The organism is Brasilonema sp. UFV-L1 (genome assembly GCF_012912105.1).
Taxonomy (GTDB): Bacteria; Cyanobacteriota; Cyanobacteriia; order Cyanobacteriales; family Nostocaceae; genus Brasilonema.
Map to the genome: position 1 here is coordinate 1 of NZ_QMEA01000179.1, position 11,834 is coordinate 11,834.

The 11,834-nt window shown below is 43.1% G+C and carries 7 protein-coding genes; 4 read left to right on the forward strand and 3 right to left on the reverse strand.

Annotated elements, in window-relative coordinates; translation table 11 throughout:
• The first annotated feature begins 993 nt into the window (after positions 1 to 993).
• The gene (psaB, locus tag DP117_RS30725) at positions 994 to 3,207 is read left to right on the forward strand and encodes a photosystem I core protein PsaB (protein ID WP_169221986.1); all 2,214 of its coding nucleotides are present in this window, start codon (positions 994 to 996) and stop codon (positions 3,205 to 3,207) included.
• A gap of 288 nt (positions 3,208 to 3,495) precedes the next feature.
• On the opposite strand, the gene tnpA is transcribed toward psaB, so the two are convergent.
• Complete coding sequence (gene tnpA / locus DP117_RS30730) at positions 3,496 to 3,900, reverse strand: IS200/IS605 family transposase (protein ID WP_169221987.1); 405 nt, start codon at positions 3,898 to 3,900, stop codon at positions 3,496 to 3,498.
• A gap of 83 nt (positions 3,901 to 3,983) precedes the next feature.
• On the opposite strand from tnpA, the gene DP117_RS30735 reads away from it, so the two are divergent.
• Together DP117_RS30735 and DP117_RS30740 are read left to right on the forward strand one after the other, a co-directional pair.
• Positions 3,984 to 5,417, forward strand: a complete 1,434-nt coding sequence (locus DP117_RS30735; RefSeq protein WP_169221988.1) for an RNA-guided endonuclease TnpB family protein — start codon at positions 3,984 to 3,986, stop codon at positions 5,415 to 5,417.
• A gap of 364 nt (positions 5,418 to 5,781) precedes the next feature.
• A complete protein-coding gene (locus tag DP117_RS30740; RefSeq protein ID WP_169221989.1) occupies positions 5,782 to 7,062 on the forward strand; it encodes a competence/damage-inducible protein A in 1,281 nt (426 codons plus the stop codon).
• Between the two features lie 1,219 nt (positions 7,063 to 8,281).
• On the opposite strand, the gene murB is transcribed toward DP117_RS30740, so the two are convergent.
• Together murB and murC are read right to left on the reverse strand one after the other, a co-directional pair.
• Positions 8,282 to 9,280, reverse strand: a complete 999-nt coding sequence (gene murB / locus DP117_RS30745) for a UDP-N-acetylmuramate dehydrogenase (protein WP_169221990.1) — start codon at positions 9,278 to 9,280, stop codon at positions 8,282 to 8,284.
• Between the two features lie 143 nt (positions 9,281 to 9,423).
• Positions 9,424 to 10,887: a UDP-N-acetylmuramate--L-alanine ligase gene (murC, locus tag DP117_RS30750; protein ID WP_169221991.1), complete on the reverse strand. Its 1,464-nt coding sequence runs from the start codon at positions 10,885 to 10,887 to the stop codon at positions 9,424 to 9,426.
• Positions 10,888 to 11,225: 338 nt separating this feature from the next.
• Between murC and DP117_RS30755 the strand changes: the two genes are divergently transcribed.
• Positions 11,226 to 11,384, forward strand: a complete 159-nt coding sequence (locus tag DP117_RS30755; protein WP_169221992.1) for a hypothetical protein — start codon at positions 11,226 to 11,228, stop codon at positions 11,382 to 11,384.
• Positions 11,385 to 11,834 lie beyond the last annotated feature (450 nt).

Consider the following 11,834-nt stretch of genomic DNA (forward strand, 5'->3'; position numbering starts at 1 on the left):
CGTCTTTACCTACGCAGCATTCCTGATTGCTTCAACTGCTGGTAAGTTCGGTTGATGTAGTTGACTAAACAAATACTTGTAGATAGGTAAAAAAATCTCCTGCTTTAGAGCAGGAGATTTTTTTTACAGTCAACATTTAAGGATTGACAGAAAGTCCTTAATATGCGTGAGACACCAGTTTTGTTTTAGGTGTTTCAGTATGTATTGACGTGCTCCCCTGGCTGTTCAGATATCGCTGCGCTGCCTACGGCACGCTACGCTAACATCTAAACAAAAAGCCAGGGGATTCTTAAAAGTTGTTCCACCGCAGCTCTATTGCCGTGCCGTTACACCTTTCTTCTTGTTTCTTAGACTCTTAGCTAGAGCAGCCTTATGACTTACTCCCCGCCAGACCCTCCGGGTTCGCCAGTCGCCTGCGGAGGGAAACCCTCCCGCAGCGCTGGTCTCACCGTCTCAACAAGCATTTTGATTTTACATCCAAGAGGCGTCCCCCCTCAGATGGATCTTAAATTTTAGTTTTTGTTATTTGTCTTTTTACCAAAAGCCAGTATCTTAATGAGTTCTCTGGGCATTGAATCGGAAGACTTTCCTACAATGGTTTCGCGTTGTAACGCGCTATGTATATTATGACGTAATGTCAATACAAATGTTCCAAAATATTTTTACGGCAGGGTAAACCCTGCGTCGTGGTTTTCATCCGACGCATTGTCCCCGAAAAAATTAGCCAGCCCTCTAACATTAATAACTCGTTGGCAACACAGATCAACTAGAACAGGGCTGGCTAATTTTTTTACGTGTTAGACCCCCGCCCTGGGCTAAAGCCACAGGGTTTTCAACCTACCCTTTATAACCTTTGGCGATTGCTATTGATCTAGAATAAGTACTAATTACGCTGCAGGCTAAAAACTCTCTATCACTCATATAAATACCCAAGTGAGTTGCAATGGGTATTGAAGGCGTAGAATTTGATGTGGGCAAAAAGAATTCATCTTTATGGCAACAAAATTTCCAAAATTTAGCCAGGATCTAGCACAAGACCCGACGACTCGTCGGATCTGGTATGCGATCGCAACGGGAAATGATTTTGAAAGCCACGATAGCATGACAGAAGAAAATCTTTACCAAAAGATTTTCGCGACGCACTTCGGTCATCTGGCAATCATCTTCCTGTGGGCATCGAGCCTGCTGTTCCATGTAGCCTGGCAAGGTAACTTTGAGACGTGGATCACAGATCCTCTTCATATCCGTCCGATAGCTCATGCAATCTGGGACCCTCACTTTGGGAAACCAGCAATCGAAGCATTTACCCAAGGAGGGGCGAGCTATCCAGTCAACATCACCTACTCTGGGATCTACCACTGGTGGTACACCATTGGTCTGCGGACGAACAATGACCTGTATGTAGGTTCAGTGTTCCTGCTGCTGTTGGCATCATTATTCCTGTTCGCTGGTTGGTTGCACTTGCAACCTAAGTACCGTCCAAGCTTGGCTTGGTTTAAAAGTGCAGAACCACGTCTGAACCACCACCTAGCAGGTCTGTTTGGTGTGAGTTCTTTGGCTTGGACAGGTCATTTAATTCACGTAGCGATTCCTGAATCACGGGGACAACACGTAGGTTGGGATAACTTCCTAACAACCCTGCCTCACCCAGCAGGATTGACACCATTCTTTACTGGAAACTGGGGTGTTTACGCTGCAAACCCTGACACAGCGAATCATGTGTTCGGAACTTCCCAAGGTTCAGGAACAGCGATTTTGACATTTTTGGGTGGTTTCCATCCTCAAACAGAGTCGCTGTGGCTGACGGATATGGCTCACCATCACTTGGCGATCGCGGTTATCTTCATCATCGCCGGTCATATGTACCGAACCAACTTTGGTATCGGTCACAGCATTAAAGAAATGCTGGACGCCAAGAGTTTCTTTAGTCGCAACACCGAAGGTCAGTTCAACCTGCCTCACAAAGGACTATACGAAACCTACAACAATTCTCTGCACTTCCAGTTGTCTATTCATCTGGCAGCGCTAGGAACTATCACTTCTTTGGTGGCACAGCATATGTACGCACTGCCACCTTACGCCTTCATTGGCAAAGACTACACAACCCAAGCAGCTTTGTACACCCACCACCAGTACATTGCTGTCTTCTTGATGCTCGGTGCTTTCGCTCATGCTGCAATTTTTTGGGTACGTGATTACGATCCAGAACAAAATAAGGGCAACGTACTAGACCGCGTGCTGAAGCATAAAGAAGCAATTATTTCCCACCTAAGCTGGGTATCGCTGTTCTTGGGCTTCCACACCTTAGGTTTGTACGTCCACAATGACGTAGTAGTAGCTTTCGGCACACCGGAAAAGCAAATCTTAATTGAGCCTGTGTTTGCACAATTCATTCAGGCTTCTCACGGTAAAGTGCTCTACGGTTTGAACACCTTGCTGTCTAATCCTGACAGTATTGCTTCCAACACAGGTGCTTTTTGGTTACCCGGTTGGCTGGATGCGATTAATGCTGGTACCAATTCCTTGTTCTTGACTATTGGACCTGGCGACTTCTTGGTTCACCATGCCTTTGCTCTGGCTATCCATACCACAGTTCTCATACTGGTCAAAGGTGCTTTGGATGCCCGTGGTTCCAAACTGATGCCCGATAAAAAGGACTTCGGTTACTCCTTCCCCTGCGATGGTCCCGGTCGTGGTGGTACTTGCGACATCTCCGCTTGGGACGCCTTCTACCTAGCTGCATTCTGGGCACTCAATACCGTAGGTTGGGTCACCTTCTATTGGCACTGGAAGCATTTAGCGATTTGGCAAGGTAACGTCGCACAGTTCAACGAATCTTCTACATACTTGATGGGCTGGTTCCGTGATTACCTGTGGGCGAACTCCGCTCAGTTAATCAACGGTTACAACCCCTACGGTATGAACAACCTGTCTGTCTGGGCTTGGATGTTCCTGTTCGGACACCTGGTTTGGGCAACTGGTTTCATGTTCCTGATCTCTTGGAGAGGTTACTGGCAAGAGTTGATTGAAACTCTGGTTTGGGCACACGAGCGTACTCCTTTGGCGAACCTGATTCGCTGGAAAGACAAGCCTGTTGCTTTGTCCATTGTTCAAGCTCGTCTTGTTGGTTTAGCTCACTTTGCTGTTGGTTACGTCTTTACCTACGCAGCATTCCTGATTGCTTCAACTGCTGGTAAGTTCGGTTGAACTGGCTGTTAGTAGTAGGTTAGTTATCAAAATCCCCTGCTGCAAGGTGGGGGATTTTGCTTACCATTTTTGATTCTTCTTGTCAAGAATAAGAATTCAGCAATTCCTGATGCAGGAGCGGAGGCAATCAAGAAGTTTTACGAAAAAAACTTCCAAAAGAGGACAGTTATCGCTTATAACAATACCCGTTGAAAACCCTTGAAGATGTGACTTGAAACGGCGTGGAAAGTCACATCTGTGCTTCAGACAAGGGATGAAAACGGTTTAAGCCCTTTAGGGCTGAGTAATTTAATCTCTCTGTTGAGCAATATATTGAATTACATTCGCAGTGGATATATTGCCAGCAGTGCTAACAAAATAGCTCGGAGTCCATAAAGTAGGTAATTTCAATAATTCAGGAAACTCCTTTCTTAAGTGATGGCTAGCTCTGCCTTTAATTCTGTTCATAATTTGAGCCGGATTATCTGTTGGTTTGGTATTAAGAAAAAGATGGACATGGTCAGGCATGATTTCCATCGCTACAATCTTCCATCTATTCTCGTTACAAACCTCACAAATAATTTCTTGTAATCTTTCTGCTATTTTTCCTACAAGTACTTTCTTTCTGCGCTTAGGAATGAAGACAAAGTGGTAATTAAGTAATGATATAGCGTTTCCTTCATGTCTGTATTCATCGGGTGAAAAACTTGCCATATTTCCGGAATAATCATTGTTTGCTTGTCTATGATTAGAGTAGAATCAATACAACGCATAAACAATAAGGAGGTAATTAAATCTTGCTAACAAACTATGTATACAAACTCAGACCAAAGACTACACAAGCAATAAAAATGAGTAATTGGGTTGATATGCTGCGTTCGCACTACAACTGGTGTTTGAATGACAGGTTGACTCAATACGCCCAGCAGTTCATATTAGGCGAATATTGCGATGTTAGAACTAAGGCTGAAGCTTGCCCTATGACTTGTTTTGTTAGCAAAAACGGTGCAACTGGTGAACCCTGGAAGGATTCTGAACAGAAAAACCCTCGCCGTGTTGCTGGTGATATTCAAATTACATCATTACCAGAACTCAAAAAAGCTAGACCCTGGTATGCTGGAATTGATTCAACAGTATTGCAGCAAAACGTTAAACGGTTAGATATAGCGTACAAAAATTTCTTTGATAGCGTAGCGTGCCCGAAGGGCATGGGTCGTGGTTTTCCCAAGTTTAAGAATCGCTCTAACTTCACATCTTTTACTTATGCGATGGGTGTGAAAGTTCAAGGAAATAAAATATACCTTCCTAAGCTTGGCTGGATGAGATTTCATGACTCTCGTCTAATACCTGATGGATTCAAGATTAAAGCGGCTACAATTCGTAAACGGCAAGATGGTTGGTATGTTTCTATCCGAATAGAGGATAAAGCAGTTCCAGACTACATTGCTAGACCTTTAACTGATATTAAAACGATAATTGGTTGCGATTTAGGCATTACCAAACTTGTCCATCTTTCGGACAATCATCAGATTGGTAATCCGAAATTCTTGACTAATAAGAAAACAAAACGTGTTTTGAAAATCAGACAGCGTAGAGTTAATCAAAAAGTGAAAGGTAGTAATAACCGCAAAAAAGCTGCTAAGAAAGTAGGTAAACTGCACAAAAAGATTGCAGATAAGCGTCAATCATATCAATGGTATGTAGCTAACAAAATTGTTTCTATAAAAGTTAATGCTATTGCTGTAGAGGATTTAAATATCTCAGCAATGAAAAGGCGCTGTCAGCCAAAAGTAGATGAAGAAACGGGTAGATTTTTAAAAAATGGACAATCAAGAAAAAGAGGTTTAAATCGTTCAATCTCTGATGCAAGTTGGAGTGATTTGATTTTAAAAATTGAGTATCTTGCTGAGAAGCATGGAAAAGTTGTGATTAAAATCAATCCCAAACACACAAGCCTTAAATGTCAAAATTGCGGTCATGTTGACGCATCAAATCGTGATGGTGAAAAGTTCATCTGTACGCATTGCGGATATATGAGTCACGCTGACATCAACGCTGCTAAAAACATTAGAGATAGAGCCTTTTCTATAGTACTTGGGGACTCCAAGGAACTTGAATCGCAAGGTTCTAAACGCCCAAAATACTGTAAGGAGATATCAACACGCCCTCGTGGCAAACGTGTTGAGCCTGGGAACCTGTGCAAACAGGATATTAAGGCAGTGATGTCTTAAGAATCTCCGCTCCTTTAGGACGGAGAGTGTCAAATGAAAAAATGTTAAGTGTTTATTTCCAAAATGGCTTTTTCTGTTGTGGGACTTACGCATGTGCTATGAAAAAGAGTGGATTGCCTTAGCCTAAGCGCAAAGCGCCCTCGAAGCGGGGTACGGGCAGCGTGTCCGTAAGGACTCAGGCTTATGCTTACCTATGGGTACCACCACAGCGATCGCCGCATTTCATGCTTCCTCATGCACAAAGACACGACACACACTCGCCTTCAGTCGCTGCAGACTACAGTTACGTTGTTCGTGCGTAAGTCCTGTGGTATATTTTGACGACCAACCACTAAACTATTCCCTATTTTCTGAGTGCAGATTTATGAGTGCAGAAATTATTTGTGTTGGAACCGAACTCCTATTAGGAGATATTATTAATAGTAATGCTCAATATTTGGCACAGCAGTTAGCTCAGTTAGGCATTCCCCACTACTATCAAACCGTAGTAGGAGATAACCCAACAAGGTTAAAGCAGGTTATAGAAATTGCGAGTCAAAGAGCGCAAATTTTGATTTTTACTGGTGGTCTCGGTCCTACACCAGATGACTTGACTTGTGAAACCATTTCTGATTTTTTCGGCGCTCCTTTAGTAGAACGTCCAGACGTTCTTGAAGATATTACTAGGAAATATATTCAACGCGGTCGGGTTATGACCCCCAGCAACCGCAAACAAGCTTTGATACCCCAAGGTGCAGAAGTTTTACCAAACCCCACAGGAACAGCACCTGGTATTATTTGGCACCCCCGTCCAGGATTAACGATTTTCACCTTTCCTGGTGTACCAAGTGAAATGTATCGGATGTGGGAGGAAACTGCTGTACCATTACTCAAAAGTCAAGGTTGGGGCAAAGAAATTATTTATAGTCGGATGTTAAAGTTTTGGGGTATTGCGGAATCGGCATTAGCAGAAAAAGTTGCAGCTTATCTCAATTTACCCAACCCAACAGTCGCACCTTATTCGAGTAGAGGAGAAGTCAAATTACGAGTTTCTGCTAAAGCGACATCCCAAGAACATGCACAGGATTTGATTGCACCAATTGAGAAACAGATTAAAGAAATTGCGGGATTAAATTATTATGGTGCAGATAATGACACCCTTGCCTCAGTTGTAGGTGAGTTGTTGCGTGCTGCGGGGCAAACCCTTTCTGTGGCAGAATCTTGCACTGGTGGCGGACTGGGGCAAATATTAACAGAGATTTCTGGAAGTTCTGATTACTTCTGGGGTGGGGTAATTTCTTATGATAACTCAGTAAAAGTAAACCTACTGGGTGTTAACTCCGAAGATTTGGCAAAGTACGGGGCTGTCAGTTCTGTTGTTGCAGAACAAATGGCTGTAGGAGTGCGATCGCGTCTTTTGACGACTTGGGGATTGAGTATCACTGGTATTGCTGGACCGACAGGTGGTACAGAAACTAAGCCTGTCGGTTTGGTTTATATCGGGTTAGCTGGACCAAATGGAGAAGTGAAAAGTTTTGAATATGGTTTTGGTACAGCACGAGGTCGGTCTTTAATTCGCCACGTTAGCGCGTGTACCGCATTGGACAACCTGCGAAGAAACTTATTGAAGAAGAATTCAGGAGTCAGAATACAGGAGTCAGAATAAGAAATTGGAAGAGGATTCTAACCGAATGGCGCGAAGAAAACCTAAAAAGGGGCTGACTCAGATCTTGCACCTAACCGTATAAGCCCGGACTTAGTCAAAAGCAGCGCAAGAAAGTTACACGATTTTTCTTGTCTTTTCTCAGGAAAATAAGGGCTTAGGTTTCGTACTGAGTTTTAAAATTCAATCAACTTTTCTTGGTGCAAGATGTGAGCTGACACGGTGACGCGGTGACGCGGTGACGCGGGGAAAATTCCATCTCCGCGTCCCGTGGAAAAAACCTGTAAAAAACGTTAGCGGAGCTAACGTTTTTTATAGATTAGTGCGTCCCCCGTTTCTCCCCTCTCCGCGTCAGTCTCAACCCTTAACAAGCGTGCCATTCGGATTCTAACCCCTCGCAATTAAAAAAGAATTCAGAAGTCAGAATTCGGGAGCTACGTCTCTGACACGCAGCCAAGGAGTCAGAATCAATCAGTGGGGGCGAGGGTCTTACACGTAGATAAATCAGCCGTCGCGGGGTTCCGACTGGGGAATGAGCCAGCCTTGGTTTTTGTTGATTCGTTGGCGTAGTCGGGTACTCGTTCTATTAAGGCTGGCTCATTCCTTTGCCCAAGTGCGTCGCCTGTTTTTTGTTGATCTGTGTTGTCTCCTCGGTGGATCGTAGTATGAGGGCTGGCTGATTTATCAGGGGACAATGCGTCGGATTCAGACCCTTCAGGTGATTGAAGACCACCAAATTCAAAATTTGGTGGCGGGACCGTTACCCATTTATTCATCCGCCAGTCTAAAGAATTCAATTCTGTTAGCGCAGCGGGACGCAGTCCATTCTGGCGACTGACGCCTCTATTCTGTACGTTCGCTCATTTTTAACCGCAAAATTTAATTAAGGCTTACAGGGCTTGTAATCCAGGCTTTTAAATCGATTCAGGCATTTTTGTTTCGCATAGAGCTTTTGCCATTTTATGATTTATGCTATCCCTGTGCCGCTTTCATTCTCAAAATAAGCGAACGCACAGTCTATTCTTTCTTGTTGAATCAATGATTCTTCTGTTGTAAAAAACTGAATGGACGCAAATAAAGCCCGCTGGCGCGGGCTACAAATAAAAAGTATGAAAAATTGAATTTGGGATAAGAGATATTTAAGGCTGGTGTGAATAAACTGCTCTATTCCTTTATCAAGAAAGCAAGAAAAAGTTATGTTTTTCTCATAAAGCTGAGTTCATCAAGCAGCTTGAAACTCTCCCATCATTTTCACTTCTGGTTCTAACAAAATAGACCAACGTTCTTGTACCTGATGTTGAACATGATGGATGAGATTGAAAATATCCCAAGCACTAGCACCACCACAGTTCACGATAAAATTAGCATGCCGTTGTGCAACTTGCGCTTTGCCAATTTGGTAGCCTTTAAGACCTGTTTGTTCAATTAACCAGCCTGCAGCATAAGGTTTGGGATTGCGGAACACACTACCACAACTGGGCAAGTGATAGGGTTGAGTATTTAGTCGATGCTCTTTATGTTGTTTGGTAGCTGCCAAAACTTGTGTTGGATCAGCCCCTGGCTGGAGTTGAAAAGTGGCTTGAGTGACGATATAATCGCTACCTTGGAGGATAGAGGTGCGGTAGCTATAGCTCAACTGTTCCCGGTTGAGAGTTTTCAGAGTCCCATTCGGTAAAAGTACTTGAGCACTAACTATGATATCTGCGATACAACTATTGTGTGCCCCTGCATTCATCACCACGGCACCCCCAATCGTAGCAGGAATACCAACAGCCCACTCAAATCCTTGCCACCCCCGCTCTGCTACCTGCCATGTCAAGCTTGGAATTGGCTCTCCTGCAGCGACAGTTAATTGACCTGTTTCTGGGTCGAAATGGCTATGGCGCAGATGACGAGTCACAATCACTAAACCTGGTATCCCACAATCACTGACGAGCAAGTTAGAACCTGCCCCTAGTATTGTTATTGGTAATCTATGTGTTTTAGCATACTGAAAACTAGCTTGTAAAGCTTCTAAGTTTCGGGGGGCAGCACACCATTGAGCAGGACCACCGACTCTGTAGGAAGTGTACGCTGCTAGCGAAACTTGGGATTTAATTACACAATCAGTACCAGGTAAATAAATCTCTTTACTTTCAATGGGATTATTAGATGTTATTTGCCTGCTATTTGTCATACCAGAAACTTTGCAGACATTTGCAACTGCCTGGGAGATAGTCATATTTTCTAGAATGCGCTGAATTTAGATGTTTATATGTCGTAAAAATACGACATCAGTGAAAAGCGATGTAACTATTGCTAGACGGACACTATGCGATTAAGGGAAACCAACTTGTAGTCCTTGTTTCTACGTAAGAAACTTTTTTAGGAAGTTGCCTTAACTGGTGGGCATTGTGTCGCTATGACTTCGGGAATCACTTGATTAATATTCCCAGCTCCCAGAAACAGCGCCAAGTCTCCACAATGTAGAGTTTTCTGTAAGTACTCACAGACTGAGGCTAAAGTTGGTTGATATATCACCTGCGGGTGATGTTTAGTAACTTCACTTGCAAGTTTTTCACCACTAACTTGCCCCAAGTTCACCTCGCCTGCACTGTAAATGTCAGTGAGGACAACTAAATCAGCATGACTAAACGATTGAGCAAATTCCTCCAAAAAGGTAAGCGTGCGGCTGTAACGATGGGGTTGGAATATGGCAACAACTCTCTGTCCAAGTCTAGCCTGTAAGCGTGCAGCAGCTAAAGTCGCACGAATTTCACTAGGGTGATGGGCGTAATCATCAATAAAAGTGATGCCATTGACTTCACCTCGGAATTCAAAACGGCGTCTTGCACCTTCAAAGGTCGCAAGACCTTTAGCAATTTCTCCAAATTCCAAGCCCAATATCCGACCAACTGCAACTGCTGCTAGAGCATTACTGAGGTTGTGCTTACTAAGTAAACGCAAGTTCAGCACACCCAAAGTCTTGCCTTTTTCCCATACTACAGCTGTAGTTCCATCAGCTCTATAGTCCACGTTGCTGACAGTATAATCAGCACCAGTATCAGAATTCAGGCTGTAAGTTATCTCTGGTTGTAGGCGATCGCGTACAGTCGCGCAATCAATGCTGCCTACCAAAGTTTTACAACCTTTTGCAAATGTCTGAAAGATTTGGACGACTTCCTCTAATGTGCCGTAGTGATCGGGATGATCTAATTCTATGTTGGTTATTATACCGATTTCTGGGCGATGTTTGACTAGGGAACCATCTGATTCATCTGCTTCTGCCACCAAATATTGGCTTTTTCCTAGTCGCGCATTGCCGGACCAAGCATTCACTTCTCCACCTACTAAAATTGTTGGATCAAGACCTGCTTGAAGCAGCATATAACCAATCATGCTACTTGTTGTTGTCTTTCCGTGGGTTCCTGCTACAGCAACGCTACTATATTGAGCGATTAATGCTGCCAGTACATCAGACCTATGGAAAATTGGGCAACCTAATTCTAATGCAGCTTTGTACTCTAAATTCGTTGTGTTAATCGCTGTTGAACAAATAACTTGAGGTAATTTTGCTTTATCGAAAGTAGATAATTCTTCTTTAGTGTTTAATACTACTCCCTTAGGCTGAGAATGAGGACGAAAAAATTCGAGATTACTTGCCTCTTGTTTACCAAAAATATGAGTTCCGATAGATTCTAAACGTCGAGTAATATGGTTTTGACGAAGATCTGAACCAGATACTGGCAACTGACCCTTTGCTAGCACATATGCTAAAGCAGACATACCTATGCCGCCAATACCAATGAAATGAAATGGTCTACCGCTAAAGTCTACTGTATCTTTCATTGATTTATCCTCTATCACCACACCACACAAGCATCCTAAATGACACGCGTATCATAACAGGAATTCGATTTTCACTGATACTGCCTTTTTACCTTTTTTACAACCTATAAGTTATTTTTTTCACTATTATTTTTCTCATTCCAATCGATTTTACCCTTGTTAGTGATTTTTTCTCTTTCTTAACAGATATTATGATTATTCTGGAAAATTATGCCAGATCGGGAAACTCTTAATTGCCATTGTAAATGTATGTTTTTGACTGCCTCGCTACAATTTGCTATGATAAGAAATTGGTAACTAAACTTCTTTGAAATTCAACAAAGATTAAACGTGAGTGGATGCAGTCATTGCCAATTTTCGGAGAAACTTTTACTCCAGTAGATTGGGAACGCGTGCTTCTAGCCACAACAGCTTTGGCTCAGGTCTATCTAGAACGAGTTCTTTGGGTGCCTTTACAAAATCCTCCTCATAAACAGGGAGCTTTATTTGAACATTAAGTAGATAGAGTGCGGTGAGCGAGGGAGCTTTATTTGAACATTAATAATGTAGATAGAGTGCAGCGAGCAGTTGCAGAAAATTTAGGGTTACTGTACCACTCGTTAGAAAAAGTCGCTGTACAGCTTCTTATGCTGTTTCCACCCTGATAAACTTAATTGCTGATGAACCCAATGCTCACCGGTACTAAATTGTTGGTTTAGATCTATTCCAAACCCAACCTTGTTGGTACTGTGGACAAACACTCGCACTGGTTTTGTCATTGGTCAATTGCACCCTGACTCCCAAGCTGTTAGAGAGTAGCTCAAATCGAGTTCATCTGCAAGCAAGTGAAGCAAAAACTGACAGAGCAGAATAATAACATACACTGGCAATTCTTGAATAACCCTTTAATAAGACTTTAGCTTAAGCAGCAGAAGCCTCTCGCTCACCCGAAGGGGAGCGATGAGATG